Here is a 23,775-nt window from a genome sequence, read left to right as displayed (position 1 = left end):
TGACTACCTATAATTTTGTAGCATAATTAAAACTATAAACTTATGATACAAATAAAAGAACAAGATATTCCACCAGGATATTATGAAAAATTGATGGTGGTCGAAAACTACCTCAAAGAAATTCCGATTGAAATTGGCCTTTTGGAATTAATACGATTACGAGTTTCTCAGCTCAACAAATGTGCCTATTGTGTAGATATGCACCATAAAGAGCTTCGAAATACAGGGGAAACTGAATTACGATTAGCCTCGCTTTGTGTATGGCAAGAAACCCCTTATTTTAATGAAAAGGAACGACTCATCTTGCAATTCACGGAAGAACTAACTATTTTAAAAGATCATTCAATAGGTCAATCTTTATTAGATAATCTTGGCCGGTTTTTTACTAAAAATGAGATTTGTCAATTAACATTAGCTATTGCCCAAATTAATACATGGACCAGACTGATGCGAGCCTTTAGCTTTACTCCCGGAAATTATCAAGTTAAAAATCATCATCAATGAAAATAATCTATATTAAATTATTTCTAAGATTAAGTATTGCGCTAGGATTCCTATCGGCCGTTGCTGATAGATTTGGTTGGTGGGATGAACATATTTCCGTTTGGGGTAACTGGCAAAATTTTGTGAATTATACACAATCACTCCTACCCTACCTACCAGATTTTAGTATTCCATATATCGCCGGAATTGCCACGGTTTTAGAACTTCTTTTTGCCCTTCTTTTACTTGTTGGGTATCAAACTCAATTGATTGCTAAATTAAGTGGAATCTTGCTTTTGATTTTTGCTTTGTCGATGACTTTTTTCTACGGTATAAAGGGGACGTTGGATTATTCAGTTTATATTGCCTCAGCAGCAGCATTTAGCCTTAGTAGTATGACGCAATCCTTTTTGGAAATAGATTCATTATTTACCAAGGACTAAAACATAAATACACGGTAACTTACTATGAAAGTTTCCGTGTATTTTAATATAATTATGTATTTTGATGATTGATAATTACCAACAACTATCATGATTTCAAGACCCATCCCGTTTTATACCACCGAAACCTTTAAGAAGAAATTTTTCAGTCCCGAAAATGAAGCTAATAAAATGTTTATCAATGATTATGAACGTTTTCTAATAGCCAAATTTCGAGATATCAGGAAAATAATGAAGTTGCCTATTACTCATTACAGAAGACCAATTACTGAAATTGTATTTATAACCAGGGGCAGCATCACTAAAGGGTGTAATTTAAGCAAGGTTACCGTTAAATCAGGAGAAATTCATTTGTGGTCTGCAAATCAAATAGCTACTGTTGATAATTTCTCTGATGACATTGAAGGGTTTTATTGTCACTTCGACTTGAATTATATGTTTCAGTACCATCCCAAATATAAAGTTTTAGAGGATCTCGATGAAATTAATAAAAGAACTTTTTATGAGGGTGTTAATTTATCAAGGTCATCATTCAAGATCATTTATGAAACCTTTAAAAGAATGAATTACCTATTTAAAAATGAATTAAATCATGCTTTGATTTCATCTTACCTGATTTCAATTTTACTTGAAACAAAAGCTAATTTCAATGAAACGATCATTGAAAAGAAAACAAGCAGGCCTACATACATTACTCAGAGATTCAAGGATTTGTTATTTGAAAGAATCATTAGTCACCAATCACCTAGTTACTATGCCTCACTACTTCATATTTCTGAAAATCATTTAAATAAAACACTTAAGGTGGTAACGGGAAAAACAACGAGTACCTGGATCGCTGAGGCACTAATTTTAGAGGCAAAAGTATTGCTGTCAAATCTGGAAAACACTGTTGGCATGGTTGCCTATTATTTAAATTTTCAAGACCAATCTTATTTTACCAAGTATTTTAAAAAGCATACCCAATTCACTCCTTCAGAATATCAAAACAGATTGAATAATACCAAATAATGATTTAAATGTATTCATGACAAATCCTCATTCTTAAAAATCTTTGTACTCAATAAATAATTATCTTATGAGTACACAAAAAATTGGCAGTTATGATTGGTGTAAAGAAACCAATGGTATTTTATCAAAAAAAGAAAAGAAAAAGTTAGTACAGCAACTTGTGATAAGCCAGGTAACTAACCATTTATCAGCATTAAGTTATCGCATCGGGTTAACAAAACATGATTTAAAGAAAATAGATTTAGATAAAATTAAATTTCCTGAAAGCAAAGCTGGTAAAGAAGCCCTCTCCTATGCAACAGACCAATGTAGTCAGGTACTATTGAATCATTGCTACAGAACTTTTGTTTTTGGAGAACTCATTGCCCAGGTGAAAGGAATCCATTCCATTGATCATGAACTTTTGTTTGTAGGAAGCATTTTACACGATTTAGGATTAACAAACAAGGATAATGAAAATCTATGTAGTTGTTGCTTTACCATGGAAGGTGCTAAAGTTGCCAAATCTATTGCTGAAAAGAATTCATGGAATGAAAGGCGATCTGTAAAGCTCTACACAAGTATAAGTGCCCATCTTAACCCGAAAATTGATTCGAAGATCTATGGAAATGAAAGTTTTCTACTCGGATCGGGTGCTTTGCTTGATGTATTGGGAACCAGGCATCATACAATCCCTCCTCTCATACTAAAAAAAGTTCATGACAAATATCCCAGGGCTCAATTTAAAAATGACATCATTAAAACCATGTCTTTTCCCCATCAGAAAGACTCCAGAGCAGGATACTTGTATCGGTTAGGATTTTCTAAATTTGCCAAAGACAATCCGCTTGACAGATTATACAGTTAATTTAATAAAGCCGTTGCGTAACGGCTTTATTATCTTTCCAATTGATTCATTAATATGTATCGACAATTCTTGAACCCGAAAGGGTCTTCATAAAAGCTACCAGTGCCTTTTGCTCATCGTCCGAAAGATCTAATTTATCAAACGGCAAGGTTTGATGCGGAAGTTCAAAACCGAGTCCTCCACCTCCACCAAGGTTATAGAAGTTAATTACCTCTTCGAGTGTTTGATAAACGCCGTTATGCATATAGGGTGCGGTTTCATTAATATTTCTAATTCCCGGCGTTTTAAACATTCCTTTATGAGTAGCTTCATTGAATTTCCAATAAAATCCGTAATCTTCATCAATAGCAGTATTAGCAGCTGTTTCCGGAACTCCTATTACCTCCTTTTCGGTCTCGCTATAAAATGGAGGGACCGTTCCATTGGTTAAGGGAATGAAATGGCAGGTAGCACACAGCGCTTTTCCCATAAATAAATTAAAGCCTTGTATTTCTTCCTTCGTAAAGGTGTCCTCCACTCCCTTCATATTCTTATCAAATTTAGAGTCGAAATTATTTAATGTACTTACATATGACGAGATGGCTTTAATTGTATTAAGGTTATTATTCGGCACACTTCCAAATGCTTTTTCGAAGGATGCTTTATATATGCTATCGTCTAGAATTTCCAATGAAAATTCGTGTACACTTGTATTGAATTCATCTTCATTTAGAAAAACGGCTGAAATCTGATCTAACAGATCCGCAGCCCTACCGTCCCAAAAAAAGTTTTTTTGAAAAGCAACATTTAATAATGTGGGGGTATTTCTTTGCAATTCCAAGCCTTTGTTTCCGACATTAAAAACCCTTCCATCAGCATATCCTTTTTCCGGAATATGACAGCTAGCACAAGACATTTTAGCATTCGCTGACAATTTAGGTTCAAAAAACAATTTTTTACCCAATTCAATTTGTATTTGCGTTGGATTCTTATTCGTATTGGTCGTAAAATATTTTAGGTTAAATGAATCGTCCTCAAAAAAGGTAGGAGCATCAAAATTGAATGGAAAATCCTCTGACCCATTCCAAATATCAATTGTTTTCCTTATTTCTACCCAACTTCTGGTGATAGGGTTCATAAATTCCCTGATAAATCGATATCGATCAAAATTTTCAAAATCATTATTATTAGAAACAAATATTTTAGCAGCTTCTATCTGATTCATGAATTGTGAATCTAGATCATCCTTATTCACCTGTACCATAGATTGGACACTCCTTCTGTATACTTCTGCTAAACCGTCTAAGGATACATTGATTTCGTCTATACATAAATGGCTTACAGGAGTGTCAAATCCTGAAATTGAAAAAGCTATGATTCTTAACAGCTGCTGATGCGTAGCTACAAAGAATCGCTGTGGATTTAAATTTCTTTTCTTCATTCCTTTTTGAAGCACAGTCAGCATACCAGTGGTTATATTCAATTCACGTGTAAATTCATCAGCAGTAACACCTCCTTCATAAATACTCTCTTCCAATTTTTGGAGGCCTACAGGAGAGAGAGTTTTTTGATTATCCTCTTTAAAAACAGGTAAGGCCGGTCCGTTTACTCTATGCCCAACCTCTGGATTAATATAAGATGCAAAAGGTTCTGCCTTTTTAAACTCCTTACGTAAATTTGAAAAATAGTATTTCGTTTTCTCTCCGTTTATCCCAGTCATTCTAATGGAATCAGCATACAATATTGCATTTTCCAATGCATTGATATAAAATTCTTCTGTAATTTTCCAATCGGGTACAGTTACGGTCTTTTCCTTTTTACATGAAATAAGAAGGAGTGTTAAAAAGAATATCTTAAATGATCGTTTCAACATATTATAATTTTTTCAAATACATACGAAAGGCCTCCATAAACATGGTGGCCTTTTTGCTAAAACTAACTTAAACTAACTATCTAGGTAAACCCCTTAATAATACAATTTGTGAAGACTGATTATCTTCATAATCAGCGTTTGTATGACCATCGAGATTCATGAAGTTATCATTTCTCCAATAGTGTGGTTGTACAGCTAAAATGAATGTACCTGGTTCTCCAACTTTATCTGAAACATCAATTAACGAACCAAACTCTCCACTAAATCCTGAGCTGTAATCAGGGTCTAAATCCTGTCTTACTACAAGCTCTAAAACTTTAGTTGTATTGTTACCATTTAAATCAGATTGATAAATATAAGCAGGATGCCCTCTGTCGAATGAATTTGGATCTTCTTGTGTATAAATAAAATTTTCTGTTACACATATATTATCAGGACTTTGCAATTCTGCAACATTACCATCCATATTGTTTGAATTTGTGTTACCACTGATAACCTGAGTTAACTTACCAGTTAACGGAGAATCTGCATCTAATTCAAGCTTATAAACAGTCCCCCAGTCATTATAGGTGCCTCTTCCCGGACCTCTTCCTGTTACAGCAAAATACACGTTACGTCCATTTTCATCTGAACCTTTTTGATAATCCACATCCTCCACTCTCATAAATTGTGTAGCATTGATATTCATACATGCCGTTTCCATCTCACTTTTTGTTAAAGATGCACCATTTTCTATCTCTACAAACTCAACATCATAAGTGGCTCCTCTATCAAAGTTTGATTCATTATACGCAGTTCCGTCAACAACCGGAGCTATGCCATCAGCTCCATCTGAAATCTGCTTTGTTCGTAATACATATATCTTTCCGTTCTCCAGATCATCATCACTATTTTCAGAATAATACATTACGACTTGTCCTTCTGAATCGCTGGAATCATCATCACCTCCAATTATAACAGTTTTACCTGCATAAGAATTTTGAGGTAACGGCACTGCATTTTCCCATGAAAACTCCCCTAATGCATCAAGACCAAAATCTGCACTGGGAGTTGGCGTTTCTACCCATGGGTCAATTCCTTTAACATCGTAATTAATACTTTCTGAAGCCGACAAGAACAAATCTTTAGTACCTCCGTGAATTGCAGCTTCCCACATAGTAGCTGAGCATTGTCTTGCAAAGTCTGCTACTCCGGAATTTAATAAATAGTCTCCTGATACCGGATTCATATGTTCATCAAACCGTATCCTTGCAACTGCATAGCTATCTTCGCAGTTTACCACATACATATAACCTTCCCCATCTTTAAGAAATCCTGCACCATCTGCAGAACCTGCAAGTTGAAAATTTTCACCAATAACATCTGGTGTACTGATTAATGAATAAGCCTCAACATAATTAAACTGCCCTGACATAGCGACCAAAGGCTTTGTTTCAGACTTATTTTCAAACATGGTAGGCTGAGTTACAAGATCTTCACCGTTTTGACCATCCTTTCCGTCAACACCGTCCTGACCGTCTTTTCCGTTAACTCCATCTGCTCCATCTTCACCGTCGCAACTAACAATGGATAACCCGATTATCGGAATTAGTAATAATTTTGAAATTAAGTTTAATTTAATCATCGATTTGTTTTTTTTGGTTTGACACAAAAGTATCAGGCTAATAAATCGAATGCGTTAATTCAAAATCACCATTCTTTTACGTTATTTGTAATTTTATGTTAAGATGTAAATTAAAAGTTTAATAAACTTCAACATATCTAAAGTTATCTGAAATCAATGGAAACCGAATTAAATTCATAAGTTCATATTAAAGGTGATACATAGATTTTTTTGATGTGAGATAATTTATATTTTTAGAGAAAATAAACGTTTTCATACTATGATTGTAAAAAACATACTATTTCTCTTTACCTCAATGGTGTTTTCATGTGCTATTATGGCACAGCAAAAAACGATTCCGAATGACACCCTAATTGTTACAAATCATAAAGTTACCATCAATAATAAGACTATTCCTTATAAAGCTTCTACAGGTACACAGCCTGTTTGGGATGAAAAAGGGGAAATTATTGCTGCTTTACATCATACTTATTATGAAAGAACTGATGTTAAAAGCAATCAGGAACGTCCATTGTTAATTTCCTTCAATGGTGGACCCGGTTCTGCTTCTGTATGGATGCATCTGGCATATACGGGTCCGCGTATTTTGAAGATTGATGATGAAGGATATCCGGTACAGCCATACGGTGTTAAGGAGAATCCGTATTCAATTTTAGATGTAGCAGATATCGTTTATGTCAATCCGGTAAACACCGGATATTCGAGAAGTGTTTCTACAGGTGATGTAGAGGTTGACACTTCTAAGTTTTTTGGAGTTAATGCTGATATTCTATATTTAGCTGAATGGATAAACACTTTTGTATCAAGACACAATAGATGGCGTTCACCAAAATACCTTATTGGTGAAAGTTATGGTACCACCAGGGTTTCTGGTTTAGCTCTTGCTTTACAAAACAGGCAATGGATGTACTTGAACGGGGTTATTTTGGTATCTCCAACAGGTTTAGGTATCGAACGTGACGGTGCTGTTGAGGCAGCCAACAGATTACCTTACTTTGCTGCGGCCGCATGGCATCACAAAGTTCTTCAACCTGAATTACAGGCTAAGGATCTAGATGTAATATTACCTGAAGTTGAAAAATATGCCATTAATGACTTACTACCTGCACTTGCCAAAGGAGGTTTCCTAAATGAAGTCAAACGCCGAGAAGTTGCTTCCAAAATGGCTTATTATTCTGGTCTTTCAGAACAATCAATTCTAAGAAATAATTTAGATGTTCCGGTGAGTTTCTTTTGGAAAGATCTCTTAAGAGAAAAAGGATTTACAGTTGGACGGTTAGACTCCAGATATTTAGGTATTGATAAAAAAGAAGCAGGTACATCTCCCGACTATAATTCGGAACTAACATCATGGTTACATTCATTTACCCCAGCGATTAATTATTATTTACGTGAAGAATTAAATTTTATCACTGATATTAAATACAATATGTTTGGCCCGGTACACCCATGGGATCGTTCAGGGAATAATACAGGTGAGAACTTAAGACAGGCAATGGCTCAAAACCCTTATCTTAAAGTGTTAATTCAATCCGGGTATTACGATGGTGCTACCTCCTATTTTGATGCAAAATATACGATGTGGCAATTAGATCCAAGTGGTAAAATGAAAGATCGTTTACAGTTTGAAGGATATCGAAGCGGACATATGATGTATCTGAGACAAGAGGATTTAAAAGCTGCCAATGATCATATCAGAGAGTTCATTTCTAACAGTTTAACTGAAGGTAAACCTGCAAAATATTAATTAATATATTGGAAACATTTAAATATGGAATCGTCTTAAGTGGTGGTGGTGCGAGAGGCTTTGCGCATCTGGGTGTTTTAAAAGCTTTGGAAGAAAAAGGAATTAAACCCAGTATTATATCAGGAGTAAGCGCAGGAGCCATTATTGGGGCATTTATCGCTGCTGGAAAATCGATTGAAGAAACTTTTGAAATTATGAAGGCACATAAATTCAGTGACCTTACTAGTTTTCAAATTCCCAAAACGGGAGTATTAAGTTTTCAGAAATTAGAAAGTTTACTTCAAACCGAACTGGGTAAAGTAAGGATTGAGGATCTACCAATTCCCTTGTATGTGGCAGCAACTGATGTCCTTAATGGACATGTTGAATACTTTAATCGTGGGGATTTATCTAAAATAGTAATGGCCTCTGCTTCCATTCCAGTTTTATTTTCCCCTGTAAAAATCGATGAAAGTTATTATGTCGATGGAGGTGTATTTAATAACACTCCCATGGAGCCTATTGCACATTTATGTGATCATGTTATTATTAGTAGTATTAGTCCACTTCAACAAATACAAAACCTCGGTGGAATAATGGATATTGCGGGACGCACATTTCAATTGGCCGTTAATGCTGCTAATGAGGCTAAAAAATCCAGGGCAGATCTTTATATTGAACCCATGAAACTCAGAGAGTATTCTTTATTTGACACCTCCAAAGCTGATGATATGTTCCAATTGGGATATGATTATACCATCAGCCTGGATTTTCATTTGGAGAAATCGTTATTTCAAAAGATTAAAAATAATCTTGCAAAACTATTTACCAAATAGTTTCAGGTGCTGAATGTTGCTATTTTTTAAAATCATATATTTGACATGTAAGCCTATAAGCGAATGAATTTTAAACATCCTGATTTTCTCTGGGCATTTCTGTTATTGGTTATACCAATTATAGTCCATTTATTTCAGTTACGTAAGTTCAAAAAAACGCCTTTCACGAACGTTCAGTTACTTAAAAAAATTAGCGTTGAAACCCGTAAAAGTTCGGAACTAAAAAAATGGTTAATTCTTCTATCCAGGCTTCTGACCCTTTCGTTTTTAATAGTTGCGTTCACCCAACCCTTTATCACAAATAAAGAATTTATTGATGCAGAAACGGAAACTATAATATACCTGGACAACTCGTACAGCATGCAAGCAAGGGGTGAAAATGGTCCACTTTTACAACGAAGCATTAATGAACTAATAGACCATGTCTCAGAAAATAATAACGTGGCTATTTTCACCAACGACTTTACACTAAAGTCGGTAGGACCAAGTGAACTTCAAGCGCGACTTTTAAATATTGGCTATACCCAAAACCAATATGATTTTAATGAAATACTTTTAAAAGCTAAAAGTCTATTTTCAAAGGATAGTTCGAGCATTAAAAATCTTGTCATAATTTCCGATTTTCAGATTCCTGATCAGCGGGTATCTGAATTTACGACAACGAATTTTAATATCAACCTCATTAAATCTCAATCTATAATTGATAGCAACATCAGTATTGACAGTATTAGTCTAATTGAAGATAATGAGGGACGAAAACAACTTAGTACAAAATTATCGAGACAAGGTAAAATAGATAACAACATCCCTGTTTCTTTATTTAATAGTAATAATTCGTTAATTGCTAAAACCAGTGTATCTTTTAAAGACAAAAATTCTGCAGAAGCCATATTTGATGTTACCAATCTGTCAGGTGTTAGCGGTATGATATCGATTACTGATGATGGACTAGCTTATGATAACAACTTTTATTTTTCTGTGAACGAACCAGAGAAAATTAATATTCTATCTGTAAATGATACCGATGATTCCTTTTTAAAAAAAATATACACAACAGATGAATTTAATTACGAATCTTATCAAATTGACAAACTGGATTATAATCGTTTAGAAAAGCAACAACTTATAATAATAAATCAACTAACACCAACCACCTCATTGATTAATACATTAAACAATTTGAGTAAGAAAGGTATCAACACACTCTTTATCCCAAATATTTCCAAACCTGTAAAAGAATCATTTTCCGGTATTCCGAGTGTTATTTTTGATAGTCTTATTATAAGTAGTAAAAAAATCACCAATATCAATTTTGACCACCCGCTGTTCAATGGGGTATTTGAATATCCCGTTTCTAACTTTCAGTATCCGGAAGTTCAGGGGTACTTTCATATTACAGGTAATTTTAACAGTGTTTTGAGTTTAGAAAACAATGAACCCTTTTTAATTAGTAATAAAACTAATTATAGTTTTACTGCTTCTTTAGACGAATCAAATTCTAATTTTAAAAACTCTCCACTTATTGTACCAATACTCTATAATTTGGGTAAAAAAAGCTTATCTCAACCAACGTTATATTATACTCTGGGAGCTAAAGAGGATATTGATTTTAATATTTCATTGAGTCAGGATGAGACCATAACCATTAAGAATGATCAATATAATTTCATTCCTATCCAGGAGAATTATGGTCAAAAGGTTCGAATTAATACTGCAAACAGTGTTTCAACCGAAGGGCATTATGGAATTTATACAAAAGATGAAAAACTTCAGAATATAAGTTTTAATTCCAACCGAAATGAAAGTAATCTTGAATACTTAAATATCAATCAATTAAATAATATAACCATTTCAGAGTCTATTCCGGAATTTTTTCAAGACTTAAAATCCGAAAACAAAGTGAAGGAGCTTTGGAAATGGTTTGTTATTTTTGCACTAATATTTTTAATTATTGAATCGCTCATCTTAAAATATTTTAAATGAACATCCTCTTAAAAGCTGCCAAAATAATAGATCCTTCAAGTGAACATCACTTAAAAGCTAAAGACATCTTTATTGAAAATGGAGTTATATCTAAAATAGAAGATGAGATCGCTCCAGATACAGAGACTAAAATTCTTAGTATTAAGGGGCTCCATGCATCTAATGGGTGGTTTGATACTAGTGTAAGTTTCGGAGAACCCGGTTATGAAGAACGTGAAACTATTGCTAATGGATTACTTACGGCTGCAAAAAGTGGATTTACTTCAGTAGCTGTAAATCCGAATTCAAACCCTGTCATTGATTCTAATGCTGATATCGGTTTTCTTAAGAACAAGGCGCTCGGTAATGCTGTTAATTTATATCCTATCGGTGCCCTTACTGTAAACAGTGAAGGTGTTGATTTGTCTGAAGTATATGATATGAAAAGCGCAGGAGCAATTGCTTTTGGTGATTATCAAAAGTCAATTACGAATGCTAACCTTATTAAAATTGCTTTGCAATACGTTCAAAACTTTGACGGGTTAATACTTTCATTTCCTTCTGAAAAGAAAATCGCGGGTAAAGGCGTGGTTAACGAAGAGGTTAACGCTACGAAACTAGGATTAAAGGGAATCCCTGCGCTAGCTGAAGAATTAAATATTGCAAGAGACTTATTCATTCTTGAGTATACAGGAGGTAAACTTCATATTCCTACCATTTCAACGGCTAAATCTGTTCAGCTTATTAAGGAAGCTAAAGAAAAAGGCCTTGATGTAAGTTGTAGTGTTGCCATTCATAATATGGTTTTGACCGACGATGTCTTAAACACTTTTGATGCTAATTACAAAGTACTTCCTCCATTACGTACTCAATCGGATATTGAAGCTCTTATTACAGGTGTGAAAGAGGGTATCATAGATTTTGTGACCAGTGATCACAATCCAATCGATGTAGAATGGAAAAAAAGAGAGTTCGAGCATGCGCTTTACGGAACTATCGGGCTTGAAAGTGCCTTTGGTGCCTTGAATACTATTTTTGGAACCGAAAAAACTATCGAACTATTAACCAAGGGGAAAGAACGTTTTGGTCTTAATACTTCGAAAATAGCACTTGGGGAAAAAGCTGACATTTCTCTTTTCAACCCTGAAGAAACATATATTTTTGATAAAGAAAACATCTACTCTCAATCAAAAAATAGTGCTTTTATTGGACAAGGATTAAAAGGAAAAGTTATCGGCATATACAACAACGGACAATTAATTACCAATGAATAACTCAATTGTAAAGGAAGGAAAAACTACAGCAATAATAGGTTACCTTACCATTGCCGGAGCTTTAATTGCTTATTCTATGAATATGGAATCAAAAAATGAATTTGCTCGTTTCCATATTCGACAAGCCTTTGGCATTCATTTGTTATATATCTCAATCGCCATTATTCTTGGATTCTTTGAAAATATTTACGCCTACTATGGTTTTTGGGTCTTTTCATTGGTTTTATGGGTTTATGGATTTTCCGGAGCCCTACAGGGTAGAAAAACGATAGTTCCCCTGGTTGGTGAATTGTTTCAAAAATGGTTTAAGTTTATTCAATAATGCAAAAAATACAAGACCTTTCATTAGATCACCTTATAAAACAGCCTAGATTAAAAAAAGAAAAAACACCTGTTCTTTTTATGTTTCACGGCTATGGAAGTAACGAGGATGACTTATTTTCTTTCGCTGATGAACTTCCTGAAGAGCTCTTCATTATTTCAGTTCGGGCACCATACTCAATGTCTGGATTTGGTTATGCCTGGTATGCCATTCATTTCGATGCTGAAGATGGAAAGTGGAGTGATGATTCACAAGCTATAAAATCGAGAGAACTAATTAAAGATTTTATAGATGAAGCTTGTGAAGCTTATGAATTGGACAAAGAGAATACCACCTTATTCGGTTTTAGCCAGGGCTCAATTTTAAGTTATGCTGTTGCCCTGTCTTACCCTGAAAAAGTTAAAAATGTGGTAGCTCTTAGCGGTTACATAAATGAGGGAATACTTGCACCTGACTATACTACTAATAATTTTAGTAAACTCAGTATTTATGCTTCCCATGGTACAGTTGATCAGGTTATACCGGTAGAATGGGCCAAAAAGACCCCAGGATTTTTGAAGGCTTTAGATGTTGATTGTACTTATGAAGAATTTCCAGTTGGACATGGTGTCGCTCCACAGAACTTCTTTTCTTTAAAGAAATGGTTAGAAGAACATATTTAGCATCCTATACCCTATTTAAATATCTTCTTTTGATATTCCCTGGGAGAAACATTCTTAATTCTCTTGAATAATCTATTAAAATAAGAGCGGTTTTCAAAGCCACAGCGCATAAAAACTTCTTTTATCTTAAGGTTGGGATCTTGAAGTAAACTCGAAGCCAACTTAATTCGCTCATTGTTAATAAAATCAACCGGAGACATTCCAAGTTCGTTTTTAAAAACCCGATGAAAATTGGATTCACTCATATAGGCTTTTTTACTTAATTCCATCACACTTATAGATTTTTCTAGGTTTTTTCTTATGTACTCAATAATATAAGAAAGCCTGCCATCTTTAGATGAATCCATGGTTTTTTCCGTATAAATCTTATTTGAATTTGTTTGCATTATTCTAATTATCAACTCTTTAAGCATGTTGTTGACAAAATAATCTTTTGAAGGATGTGCTTCAGTAAATAAAAACAAGAGTCGTTGTAGAATTTGATGAATACCTATATCATTCGTAAAATGGAAATTATAATCAAGAAAACTCCATTCTCTTTGATCGCATTTAGGCATTTTATCATTCATAAAGGTGATGACCTCTTTAATTAAGTCATCAGAAATTGCCATTGCAAGACAGCGTGTAGGACTGTTTTCTCTGGCCTCAGGGAAATCAATACACATTAATTCATCTGAAGGTAAAATTAAAGATTCTCCTGGCAAAAAATCAAATGACCTATGATCTTTTAAGTGCATTATCTTTTTTCCCTTAAGCATACTAGCCAAAACAGGATTATCAAATTGTAATAAAACATGTTCTGCTTGTTTATGAGTCTCAAAAACATGTAAAGCTGCATTTTCAAGTGTGTAGGAGGTTTGATTTTCTACTAAGGTTTCAAGCCTCCTTTGTTTAAAAAAACTTTCAGGTAATTGCATTATGCATAATTTTATATTCTTAAGAAGTAATAACCCTCAATAAATTTAGCCTAAATATGTCATATTATCAATTTTTAATAGAATTGTTCATCATAATAGCAGTATAGTTCATAATTAGAAACGAGTGCTTCCCTATTTTTGATTTAGTGACCTCATTAGATCACTATGAAATTCATAACCAGTATGTTAACTTAAAAATTAAATTATGAGCAACGTCAAAACAACTGAAAAAAATGCTATAGAAAAGCCTAAATTCAAAAATCAATATGACAATTATATCGGTGGAAAATGGATCCCGCCTGTTAAAGGTCAGTATTTTGAAAACATCTCCCCCGTTGACGGAAATTCATTTACAAAAGTAGCTCGTTCAACAGCCGAGGATATAGAATTAGCATTAGATGCTGCATGGAAGGCAGCCCCTTCCTGGAACAATTCATCAGCAACTGAAAGAAGTAATCTTTTGCTAAAGATCGCTGATATAATGGAAGCAAACCTGGAAGGCTTGGCAAGAGCTGAAACCTGGGATAATGGTAAAGCGGTTAGAGAGACTATGGCGGCCGACTTACCTTTAGCGATTGATCATTTTAGATATTTTGCCGGTGTTATTCGTGCAGAAGAAGGAACTGTGAGTGAGCTTGATGCTAATACAGTTTCACTAAACGTGCCAGAACCACTTGGAGTGGTAGGACAGATTATACCCTGGAATTTCCCGATACTAATGGCTACCTGGAAAATCGCTCCAGCCTTAGCAGCTGGTAATTGTGTGGTTTTAAAACCCGCAGAACAAACGCCTGTTGGTATCATGGTTTTAATGGAGCTAATTGAAGATATTCTTCCTGCTGGGGTTTTAAATATTGTCAATGGTTTTGGTGTTGAAGCTGGAAAACCTTTAGCATCTAACCCAAGAATTAACAAAGTAGCCTTTACAGGTGAAACAACAACTGGTCAATTAATTATGCAATATGCTTCTAAAAACATTATACCGGTAACCCTTGAATTAGGAGGGAAATCTCCGAATATTTTCTTTGAAAGCATAATGGACGCAGATGATGATTTCTTTGACAAATGCTTAGAGGGTGCTGTAATGTTCGCATTGAACCAAGGGGAGGTTTGTACTTGTCCTTCCAGAATATTAGTGCAAGAAAGTATTTATGATAAGTTTATAGAAAGAGTTATTGAACGTACCAATGCTATTAAACTGGGACATCCATTAGATCCGGCTACCATGATGGGAGCGCAAGCATCAAATGATCAATATGAAAAAATATTAAACTATATCGCTATAGGAAAAGAAGAAGGTTGCGAAGTTCTGGCAGGTGGTGAAGCGGCATATAATGAAGGTCTTGACGGCGGTTACTATATTCAACCTACCATTCTGAAAGGAAATAACAAAATGAGAGTTTTTCAAGAAGAAATATTCGGACCTGTAGTATGTGTAACCACATTTAAAGATGAAGCTGAAGCTATAGAAATAGCGAACGATACCCTTTATGGTCTTGGAGCTGGAGTATGGACAAGAGATATGCATCAGGCCTATCAAATTTCAAGAGCTGTAAAAGCGGGTCGTGTATGGGTAAATAATTACCATAATTATCCGGCACATGCACCTTTCGGTGGTTATAAAAAATCGGGAATCGGACGTGAAACACATAAAATGATGCTAGATCATTATCGTCAAACTAAAAATATGTTGATCTCTTATGATAAAAAAGCTTTAGGTTTTTTCTAAGATGGTAAAGAGGGTTGAAATTAGCGATAACGCTAAAGAGGTTATAGATCAATTACGAGCCCAACACGGTGAACTAATATTTCATCAAAGTGGAGGGTGTTGTGATGGGTCTTCCCCAATGTGTTTCCCAAAAGGAGAGTTTATCTTAGACCATAATGATATCTGGCTTGGTACTATTCATAATTGTGATTTTTTTATATCTAAGTCACAATTCGAATATTGGAAACACACCCAATTAACCGTTGATATCGTAAAAGGAAGAGGTTCCAGTTTTTCACTGGAAATACCTTTAGGAATACGATTTATTATTAAATCCAGACTTTATTCTGAGGGTGAGACAGCAAATCTATCTCCAATAAAGTTAGCTACGGAAATAGAATAGTAATAGTTGGTTAGGTTGTTTAGATTTAAGGCTTGTCTAATGCTTGGGGCAAGCCTTTTTTTCTAAAGTTAATGTTCTTTATTTTTCTTTGGCTTTAAATATAACGAAGCTAGTATTCCTCCTGCAAGCGAACCTCCGATGATTGTTAACGACAACCATTCGGGTAAACTATAATGATGCGAAACAATTAGTTTAATCCCTACAAAGATTAATATTATCACCAAACTATATTCTAAATAAGAAAATTTGTTAAGCATATTGGATAGAAAGAAATACATTGATCTAAGGCCCATTATAGCCATAATGTTCGAACTAAAAACAAGAAAAGGATCGTGTGTAATTGCTAAAATTGCCGGTATACTGTCGAGTGCAAAAAGTACATCTGTAAATTCTATAACAATCAAAGCTATTAATAGCGGGGTGGCTGCCAAAATATGTCTTCGTCTAACCAAAAAATGTTCTCCGTCAATCTGCGATGTAATTGGAATTACCTTACGAACATATTTATAAACAAAAGAGTTTTTAGGATTGAAACTTTCCTCTTTTTGAAAGAGCATCCTTATAGCCGTAAAAATTAAAAATCCTCCAAATACATAGGTTGCCCAATAAATCTTTTTAATCAAAATAACACCAAAGAATATCATCAGAGCCCTAAAGACAATAGCACCTAAAATTCCCCAAAACAATACTCTGTGTTGATATTTTTGAGGAATACTAAAGGATGAAAAAATAACTGCAATCACAAATATATTATCTACACTTAGTGAGAGCTCTATTAAATATCCGGTAATATACTTAAGGGTAGCATTTGATGGAGTTAAATCATCAGGATTATCAATATATCCTTTAGAATAAATAAAGTACACTACCAGGGAAAACAATAACGCTGAACTAACCCAAACAGTCGTCCAAAATCCAGCTTCTCTATTACTAATCACATGGGCTTTTTTATTAAATATTCCGAGATCCAACGCTAAAAAAACGATGATACCAGCTATAAAAATTCCCCAAACTAAATTTGTTTCCATATTTCCCCTACCCTAATACGATGTATAAAGTAAATGATCAATTAATGTAAAATCTACTCCAAGATCCTCTTTAAGTTCATATTTTATAAAAAGTTCTCCCCAGTATTTACCATCAGAGAAATCAGCAATAATCCATTTATGGTTTAAAACCTTAATTTTATTAATCTTTATAGACCCGTTCATTCCTGCATATGGAACTAAGGGATTATCTCCTTTAATCTCATTAGTTTCCAATAATTTATCCGCTATATACCTCGGCAGATCATCTATGTTGACAGCATCAAAATAAGTAAGTGCATCATCATTATTCTCCAAAGAAAAATATTGTAGTTTAAAATTATTAAGGGTAAGTTGCTGAATAGAATCATCTAAGACTTTTAGTTGCTCCTTCATATCTTCCATTTTCTTTGTTTCAGCATCAAAATATTTTTTAGAATTCACGTATTGAAATAAAATGAACAATACTGAGAAAAAAAACAAAAACATGAAAATTTTATTCTTCATAGCGTTATATTTCTATAGTTAAGTTATCGAAAGCCAAAAATACATTATTTGGTAAATTAGCTTCTACTTTTGCATGGAAACCTAACATATGGCTTATGTGAGTCAGGTACGCCTTTTTGGGGTTGATTCTTTCGATCAATGCCAATGCCTCCTCGAGGTTGAGATGGGATATGTGTGGCTGAATTCGCAAGGCATTGATCACTAGTACATCCAGTCCTTTTAACTTTTGAAGTTCTGAAGTATCTATAGTTTTTACATCCGTTAAATATGCAAATTTATCGAACCTGTATCCAAACACCTGTAAGTTATGATGCCATACATTAACAGGGATTATATTTAAGTTTCCTAACTTAAATGATTGATTATTTTTAATTTCATATTGATCAACTTCAGGAGCTCCGGGATATCTTTGATGCGGTTCTACGAATATATAATCAAAACGTTTCTCTAAAGATCTTAAAACTCTTTTATGCCCGTAAATAGGTAAATTTCCCTGACGAAAATAGAAAGGCCTAATATCGTCTAAGCCGGCCGTATGATCTGCATGTTCATGGGTAAATAAAATACCATCTACTCTATCTACATTATTTGTAAGCATTTGCTGTCTGAAATCAGGACCACAATCTACAATATAACGATAGTCATCCCATTCAACCATGACTGATACCCTCAGGCGTTTATCTCTTGGGTCCTCACTCAAACAAACCGGATGATCACTACCTATAATAGGAATACCCTGAGAGGTTCCTGTACCTAAAAATGTTACCTTCAAATCGCTGTATTTTAAATCAAACTTACATAAATTTTTCTCATTAAAAGAGTGCTGATGTTAAAATGAAGAGTTTTTAAAAAATTAACTTTCGTGGTATTTAAAACACAGAAATTATAAGAAATATTGGATCGTCGAAACAATTTAAATTTCTCCGGTTTTTCAGCAATACCTTCATGAATCTTATTAACTTTGCAATAAACAAAACAACTTAACAATGGCTATTGTTTTACAAGGTGATAAAAATTTTGAAAACATCCCTTCTTTAAAATCCAAAGCTCTTAGGATTAATCTGAATGAAGATATTTACGGTACTTTTGCTGAAATTGGAGCAGGACAAGAAACCGTTAGACACTTTTTTAGAGCTGGTGGAGCATCCGGTACTATTGCCAAGGCGATGAGTGCCTATGATAAAGATTTTAGTGATGCAATTTATGGTCCGGAAGAAGATGGACGTTATGTGACAGAATCTAGACTTAAAAAAATGCTTTCTCACGAAATGCGCCTTATGGAAGAACGTATAACTCGTGAAAAACATCCGAATAAACTTTTCTTTTCCTTCGCTAACACAGTAGCTACTATTGATTTTAGCAAAAAGTATAAAGGACATGGTTGGATGGGTATTAGGTTTCAGGTAGATCCGAATGAAGACTATAATGAAATTGTACTCCATATTCGTTTTAAACAAACAGAGGCCAGACTACAACAGGAAACGCTTGGAATTGTTGGTTTAAACCTTATTTATGGTGCATTTTACAAACATGATAAACCTAAAAAGCTTTTAAAATATCTATATGATCATATAGATAAAGATACCTTAGAAATCGATACAATCAACTTTTCAGGGCCTAGCTTTAAAGATGTTGATAACCGATTAATGAGCTTGCAGCTTGTAAAAAATGGCATGACTCAGGCAGTTATGTTTGGTCCTGATGGTAATAATATATTGCCAGCGGCTGTCCTATACAAAAAAAATATATTAGCGTTGCGTGGAAGCTTCCGACCGGTTACGCTTGTGAATATGGATATGTATAAGAAATCTTATGAGATTTTTATACGTGAAAATAAGGTTGAGCAAGATAATGCAGTAGTGATATTTGAGATAACATTATCCAACCTTAGAGCAGAGGGTGAGATCGATGAAAAAGACTTTATGGATAGGGCTCAATTGCTTTGTTCATTAGGTCATAAGGTTATGATCTCAAACTTCCAGGAATACTACAAACTGGTTGAATACTTTTCGAATTACTCAAGAGAACGTATGGCTCTTACTATGGGTGTTAACAACCTGGTTGAAATATTTGATGAAAAGTACTACAGACATCTTAGTGGTGGAATACTAGAGGCATTCGGTAAACTATTCTATAAAGACCTTAAGGTATACCTGTATCCAATGATTAATCCGGAAACGGGTTCTGTAAGCACCAGTAACAACTTAAAGGTGCATCCTCGTATGAAAGAACTTTATAAGTTTTTTAAATACAATGGCAAAGTAGTAGATATATTTGATTATAATCCTGAAATATTAAAAATATACTCTAGAGAGGTTCTTAAGATGATTGCCGATGGTGAAGATGGATGGGAAGATTTATTACCAGAAGGAATATCTCAATTAATTAAAGAACAACAACTCTTTGGCTATCTTCCTCAAAACTTTGATAAAAAGAAGTCGAAGAACTTAATTGAAGATAATTAACTCATAGAATGGATAAATTAAAAAGCTGTCTTAATAGACAGCTTTTTTTATTTCATTTCTTCTCAAAGAAGGATATTTCCTCCATAACTCTCCTCCTTATACTCTATTAACCGTTAAGAAACCAAAAGCATAAGTGTTAATTGAAGAAATTTGCGTATTGAAATCTTGGCAAAAAAAACATAATTATTTAATTTTAAGATGGTTAACAAAAAAAATACGTTGACAAATGGCCATTTTAAGTCGGGTAGATGTTGTTTCAAAACTTCAGAATTACAGGGATGCTTTAAGATCATCCAAGTTAATTCTGGAGGAGGTACATGCTATATTAAATAAGGAAGAAAACAGAGACATCAGAATAAAATCTCAGCTTGATTCCGAATCTGAAATATTAGAAAATAATTTTAATTTCGATCTCCTTAATACTGAAAGCATTTTTCATATTAACCAGATCAAAAAGATATGCATTGATTACCGTTTACGTTTTTTAAGCACTACCTATTTTAAAGGTGATTTTCCTCAAAAAACTATAAACAAAATTAAATTAATTGAAACACAACATCAAATTCAAATTAAAGGATATAGAATTATTGCACCTTCCAAATTATTTAAATTAAAGAACGCTGATGATCCGCTACTATTTGCGCCGATTGGTAATAATTATTTTTATTTAATTGATAAATGGGGTAAAAATTTACATCCATTACGAAAATACCTGATGTTACCTTTTAAAAATTTAAGAAATTTAATTCTCTTGGTTTTATTACTGAGCCTTTTGGTAACAAGCCTATTACCCATTAGGTTGTTTACTACTAATCCGGATAAAGCTACTTTTTGGTTATTATATATGTTTGTTTTTAAAATGATTGGTAGCATTGTGATCTTTTATGGCTTTGCGCTAGGGAAAAACTTTAATCATGCTATTTGGAATAGTAAGTATTTTAATGCGTAAAAATAATTTTAATTAATGTTGCCAATCCAATTAATAAAATTAATCCTAGTGATACCCTTTTGAAATTATCTTGTGAAATAAACTTTAGAAGATACCTCCCTATATAGGTTCCAATAAATCCTATAACAAATAAAAATGGAATATAAATGAATAACTCTTTCTTCATATATCCATTAAGGTAATACACGATAGTCCTTGATGAATCGACGAAGAAGTCTATAAAGGCCGATGTAGCAATAAAAGAGCTCTTCTCCAGATTAAAAGCCGCCATGGTTAAACCCCTAATAGCTCCTCCTGTACCCAGCAATCCGGCTACGAACCCCGACACACTACCTCCCAGCAGGGCATTTATTTTATTTGGCTTCAATACCCATTCACTTTTTAAAAGCAGTACCAGACTAAGGATTACCAAAAAAGCTCCCAATGCAATTTCCAGTAGATTCGTTTTAAATAATTTGGTTAAGACCCCACCAATTATAACCAATATTATTGATGGAATACCGATATAAATTAAAAGGTTCTTATTAAGACCTCTACGAAACAGCGCTATTTTACTCAAATTACTGGAAAAATGAAATAATGCAGTTAAAGCTAAAACTGATTGGAAGTCAAAATAAAAATTTGCCAATGGTACAAAAAACACAGACGAACCAAAGCCTCCAATAGTCCCTACTATTTCAGCTATAAGAGCTAAGAACAAAAAGAAATATTCTAAATTTTTCATTAGTGATGGCTAACTAATTCTAATTTAAGTAAATTATTCTGATTATCTTTATAAGTAAATAAAATAGATATGGAATCACATTACAAAAGAATTTATACGGGTCCAGGTGTAATAGCTGATCAAATAGCTACGAGGCTGAAAGAGGTTGATATCATTCCACTTTTAAAGGATGAATCTGAGTCTGGAAGACTCGCTGGTTTCGCTCCGCAGGTCTACGGATATATACAAGTGTTTGTTCATGAAGATGAACTGGAAAAAGCCCAAATAATAATGGATCAAATGGGCGACATCACAAAAGAAGGAAATTAAGAATTCAATTTAAAAGTTAAAAAGCCGCTATTAAGCGGCTTTTTATTTAAACGGTTACCCCGTACATTTTATCTCTTAATTCCTGAACGCCTTTATCTGACATATAATCATCAAAGCTCATATATCTGTCAATAACTCCATTAGGAGTAAGTTCTATTATCCTGTTTGCTACCGTTTGGGCAAACTCATGATCATGTGTTGTTAAAATCACATTCCCTTTGAAATTCTTTAATGAATTATTAAAGGCAGTAATACTCTCAAGATCCAAGTGGTTCGTAGGTTCGTCCAGCATTAATACATTAGCGCGCATCATCATCATCCGGCTGGTCATACATCTTACTTTTTCTCCACCAGATAGCACATTACATTTCTTTAGAGCCTCATCTCCACTAAACAACATTCTTCCCAAAAATCCTCTTATATAGACTTCTTCACGCTCTTCTTCAGTCTGTGCCCATTGACGTAACCAATCGACCAGATTATCATCACTTTCAAAATAAGATGAATTATCAGCTGGTAAATATGCTTGAGAGGTGGTTACACCCCACTGAAATTTACCTGTATCTGGTTTTAAATTCTCATTTACAATTTCATAAAAAGCCGATGTTGCTTTGGAATTTTTAGAAATCAAGGCTACTTTATCTCCTTTAGCCAGGTTAATATCCACATTCTGGAAAAGTGTTTCTCCATCCAGGGAAGCCGAAAGGTTTTCAACGTTAAGAATCTGATCTCCCACTTCCCTATCCATATCAAATATGATAGCAGGGTATCTTCTACTTGATGGTTTGATATCTTCGACTTTAATTTTATCGAGCATTTTCTTTCGTGCGGTTGCCTGTTTACTTTTTGCTACGTTGGCACTGAATCGCTGAATAAACTCCTGAAGCTCTTTAGCCTTCTCTTCTGCTTTTTTATTTTGCTGAGCTCGCTGTCTTGCTGCTAGCTGACTACTCTCATACCAAAAGGTATAGTTCCCTGTAAAGTGCGTGATTTTACTAAAATCAATATCAGAAATATGCGTACAAACAGCATCTAAAAAGTGACGGTCGTGGGAGACAACAATCACTGTATTTTCATAATTCGCCAAGAAATCCTCTAACCACCCAATAGTCTCAAAATCCAGATCATTGGTAGGCTCATCCATAATCAACACATCGGGATTACCAAACAGGGCCTGGGCCAATAACACACGAACTTTTAGTTTAGGATCCAAATCTGCCATTTGAGTATAATGCATATCTTCAGTAACACCCAAGTTAGAAAGCATAGAAGCAGCATCACTTTCAGCTGTCCAACCATTCATTTCTTCAAACTCAACCTGAAGCTCTCCAATTCGATCGGCATTTTCATCAGAATAATTAGCATACAATGCATCCATTTCTGTTTTAACTTTGTGAAGAGGTTTATTCCCCATTAAAACGGAATCAAGTACATTATATTCATCATATGCATGGTGATCCTGTTCCAGAACAGACATCCTTTTACCCGGTTCTAAATGAACATTTCCACTTGTAGGATCCATCTTTCCGGCTAATATTTTCAGAAAAGTAGATTTTCCTGCACCATTGGCTCCAATAATCCCATAACAGTTGCCCTGAGTAAATACGACATTTACTTCATCAAACAACACTCTTTTTCCAAATTGTACAGAAAGATTTGATACTGTAAGCATTTATTCTATTTTTGATGTTCTTAATTGCCGCAAAATTAAGAAATATCTAATGAA

The 23,775-nt window shown here is 34.1% G+C and carries 23 protein-coding genes; 15 read left to right on the top strand and 8 right to left on the bottom strand.

Annotated features, from left to right (window positions below):
* Positions 1 to 42 precede the first annotated feature (42 nt).
* From P278_RS05505 to P278_RS05490, 4 genes are all read left to right on the top strand, one after another.
* A complete protein-coding gene (locus tag P278_RS05505) occupies positions 43 to 504 on the top strand; it encodes a carboxymuconolactone decarboxylase family protein (protein ID WP_051413430.1) in 462 nt (153 codons plus the stop codon).
* Positions 501 to 926 carry a hypothetical protein gene (locus P278_RS05500; RefSeq protein ID WP_038263553.1) on the top strand — a complete coding sequence of 142 codons (426 nt, stop codon included), beginning with the start codon at positions 501 to 503 and terminating at the stop codon, positions 924 to 926. The genes P278_RS05505 and P278_RS05500 overlap by 4 nt, the downstream gene beginning before the upstream one ends.
* 90 nt (positions 927 to 1,016) lie before the next feature.
* The gene (locus tag P278_RS05495; protein WP_051413429.1) at positions 1,017 to 1,937 is read left to right on the top strand and encodes a helix-turn-helix domain-containing protein; all 921 of its coding nucleotides are present in this window, start codon (positions 1,017 to 1,019) and stop codon (positions 1,935 to 1,937) included.
* Between the two features lie 67 nt (positions 1,938 to 2,004).
* Positions 2,005 to 2,784, top strand: a complete 780-nt coding sequence (locus tag P278_RS05490) for an HD domain-containing protein (protein ID WP_038263550.1) — start codon at positions 2,005 to 2,007, stop codon at positions 2,782 to 2,784.
* A 49-nt stretch (positions 2,785 to 2,833) separates the two neighbouring features.
* Here the strand turns inward: P278_RS05490 and P278_RS05485 are convergent, their stop codons facing one another.
* Together P278_RS05485 and P278_RS05480 are read right to left on the bottom strand one after the other, a co-directional pair.
* Positions 2,834 to 4,636 carry a cytochrome-c peroxidase gene (locus P278_RS05485; RefSeq protein ID WP_038263547.1) on the bottom strand — a complete coding sequence of 601 codons (1,803 nt, stop codon included), beginning with the start codon at positions 4,634 to 4,636 and terminating at the stop codon, positions 2,834 to 2,836.
* 76 nt (positions 4,637 to 4,712) lie between these two features.
* The gene (locus P278_RS05480) at positions 4,713 to 6,260 is read right to left on the bottom strand and encodes a PhoX family protein (protein ID WP_038263546.1); all 1,548 of its coding nucleotides are present in this window, start codon (positions 6,258 to 6,260) and stop codon (positions 4,713 to 4,715) included.
* A gap of 259 nt (positions 6,261 to 6,519) precedes the next feature.
* Here P278_RS05480 and P278_RS05475 point away from each other — a divergent pair, with 259 nt between their 5' ends.
* The 6 genes from P278_RS05475 (at position 6,520) to P278_RS05450 (ending at position 13,042) form a co-directional block, all read left to right on the top strand.
* Positions 6,520 to 8,007, top strand: a complete 1,488-nt coding sequence (locus P278_RS05475) for a S10 family peptidase (protein ID WP_038263543.1) — start codon at positions 6,520 to 6,522, stop codon at positions 8,005 to 8,007.
* An 8-nt stretch (positions 8,008 to 8,015) separates the two neighbouring features.
* Positions 8,016 to 8,822: a patatin-like phospholipase family protein gene (locus tag P278_RS05470; RefSeq protein WP_051413428.1), complete on the top strand. Its 807-nt coding sequence runs from the start codon at positions 8,016 to 8,018 to the stop codon at positions 8,820 to 8,822.
* Positions 8,823 to 8,885: 63 nt separating this feature from the next.
* The gene (locus tag P278_RS05465; protein WP_038263537.1) at positions 8,886 to 10,805 is read left to right on the top strand and encodes a vWA domain-containing protein; all 1,920 of its coding nucleotides are present in this window, start codon (positions 8,886 to 8,888) and stop codon (positions 10,803 to 10,805) included.
* Positions 10,802 to 12,058 (top strand): dihydroorotase, encoded by a 1,257-nt coding sequence (locus P278_RS05460; protein ID WP_038263533.1) that lies wholly within the window; start codon positions 10,802 to 10,804, stop codon positions 12,056 to 12,058. Before P278_RS05465 ends, P278_RS05460 begins: the two co-directional genes overlap by 4 nt.
* Positions 12,051 to 12,380 carry a membrane protein gene (locus P278_RS05455; protein ID WP_038263530.1) on the top strand — a complete coding sequence of 110 codons (330 nt, stop codon included), beginning with the start codon at positions 12,051 to 12,053 and terminating at the stop codon, positions 12,378 to 12,380. The genes P278_RS05460 and P278_RS05455 overlap by 8 nt, the downstream gene beginning before the upstream one ends.
* Positions 12,380 to 13,042: an alpha/beta hydrolase gene (locus P278_RS05450; RefSeq protein WP_038263527.1), complete on the top strand. Its 663-nt coding sequence runs from the start codon at positions 12,380 to 12,382 to the stop codon at positions 13,040 to 13,042. Before P278_RS05455 ends, P278_RS05450 begins: the two co-directional genes overlap by 1 nt.
* 11 nt (positions 13,043 to 13,053) lie before the next feature.
* Here the strand turns inward: P278_RS05450 and P278_RS05445 are convergent, their stop codons facing one another.
* A complete protein-coding gene (locus tag P278_RS05445; RefSeq protein ID WP_038263524.1) occupies positions 13,054 to 13,959 on the bottom strand; it encodes an AraC family transcriptional regulator in 906 nt (301 codons plus the stop codon).
* A gap of 205 nt (positions 13,960 to 14,164) precedes the next feature.
* Here P278_RS05445 and exaC point away from each other — a divergent pair, with 205 nt between their 5' ends.
* The gene (gene exaC / locus P278_RS05440; protein WP_038263522.1) at positions 14,165 to 15,688 is read left to right on the top strand and encodes an acetaldehyde dehydrogenase ExaC; all 1,524 of its coding nucleotides are present in this window, start codon (positions 14,165 to 14,167) and stop codon (positions 15,686 to 15,688) included.
* A gap of 1 nt (position 15,689) precedes the next feature.
* Positions 15,690 to 16,070, top strand: coding sequence for a DUF779 domain-containing protein (locus P278_RS05435; RefSeq protein ID WP_038263520.1), 381 nt, complete (start codon positions 15,690 to 15,692; stop codon positions 16,068 to 16,070).
* A 68-nt stretch (positions 16,071 to 16,138) separates the two neighbouring features.
* Here P278_RS05435 and P278_RS05430 read toward each other — a convergent pair whose 3' ends face one another.
* The 3 genes from P278_RS05430 to P278_RS05420 are packed head-to-tail and all read right to left on the bottom strand — an operon-like array spanning position 16,139 to position 18,374.
* On the bottom strand, positions 16,139 to 17,098 hold the full coding sequence (locus tag P278_RS05430; protein ID WP_038263517.1) for a TerC family protein: 960 nt from the start codon (positions 17,096 to 17,098) through the stop codon (positions 16,139 to 16,141).
* Between the two features lie 12 nt (positions 17,099 to 17,110).
* A complete protein-coding gene (locus P278_RS05425; protein WP_038263516.1) occupies positions 17,111 to 17,602 on the bottom strand; it encodes a hypothetical protein in 492 nt (163 codons plus the stop codon).
* A 4-nt stretch (positions 17,603 to 17,606) separates the two neighbouring features.
* A complete protein-coding gene (locus tag P278_RS05420; RefSeq protein ID WP_038263513.1) occupies positions 17,607 to 18,374 on the bottom strand; it encodes an MBL fold metallo-hydrolase in 768 nt (255 codons plus the stop codon).
* Positions 18,375 to 18,588: 214 nt separating this feature from the next.
* Here P278_RS05420 and P278_RS05415 point away from each other — a divergent pair, with 214 nt between their 5' ends.
* Both P278_RS05415 and P278_RS05410 read left to right on the top strand, forming a co-directional pair.
* Positions 18,589 to 20,067 (top strand): nicotinate-nucleotide adenylyltransferase, encoded by a 1,479-nt coding sequence (locus tag P278_RS05415; protein WP_038263505.1) that lies wholly within the window; start codon positions 18,589 to 18,591, stop codon positions 20,065 to 20,067.
* A gap of 226 nt (positions 20,068 to 20,293) precedes the next feature.
* The gene (locus tag P278_RS05410; RefSeq protein ID WP_038263502.1) at positions 20,294 to 21,016 is read left to right on the top strand and encodes a hypothetical protein; all 723 of its coding nucleotides are present in this window, start codon (positions 20,294 to 20,296) and stop codon (positions 21,014 to 21,016) included.
* On the opposite strand, the gene P278_RS05405 is transcribed toward P278_RS05410, so the two are convergent.
* Positions 21,006 to 21,740 (bottom strand): sulfite exporter TauE/SafE family protein, encoded by a 735-nt coding sequence (locus P278_RS05405; protein ID WP_038263499.1) that lies wholly within the window; start codon positions 21,738 to 21,740, stop codon positions 21,006 to 21,008. The two genes, P278_RS05410 and P278_RS05405, sit on opposite strands and share 11 nt — an antisense overlap.
* A 69-nt stretch (positions 21,741 to 21,809) precedes the next feature.
* Here P278_RS05405 and P278_RS05400 point away from each other — a divergent pair, with 69 nt between their 5' ends.
* Positions 21,810 to 22,049 carry a putative signal transducing protein gene (locus tag P278_RS05400; protein WP_038263496.1) on the top strand — a complete coding sequence of 80 codons (240 nt, stop codon included), beginning with the start codon at positions 21,810 to 21,812 and terminating at the stop codon, positions 22,047 to 22,049.
* A gap of 46 nt (positions 22,050 to 22,095) precedes the next feature.
* Here P278_RS05400 and P278_RS05395 read toward each other — a convergent pair whose 3' ends face one another.
* On the bottom strand, positions 22,096 to 23,721 hold the full coding sequence (locus tag P278_RS05395) for an ABC-F family ATP-binding cassette domain-containing protein (RefSeq protein WP_038263493.1): 1,626 nt from the start codon (positions 23,719 to 23,721) through the stop codon (positions 22,096 to 22,098).
* Between the last annotated feature and the right edge of the window lie 54 nt (positions 23,722 to 23,775).

The sequence above is a fragment of the Zhouia amylolytica AD3 genome, assembly GCF_000511935.2.
In the GTDB taxonomy this organism is placed as follows: Bacteria; Bacteroidota; Bacteroidia; order Flavobacteriales; family Flavobacteriaceae; genus Zhouia; species Zhouia amylolytica.
This window is presented reverse-complemented; position numbering and strand designations above follow the sequence as displayed.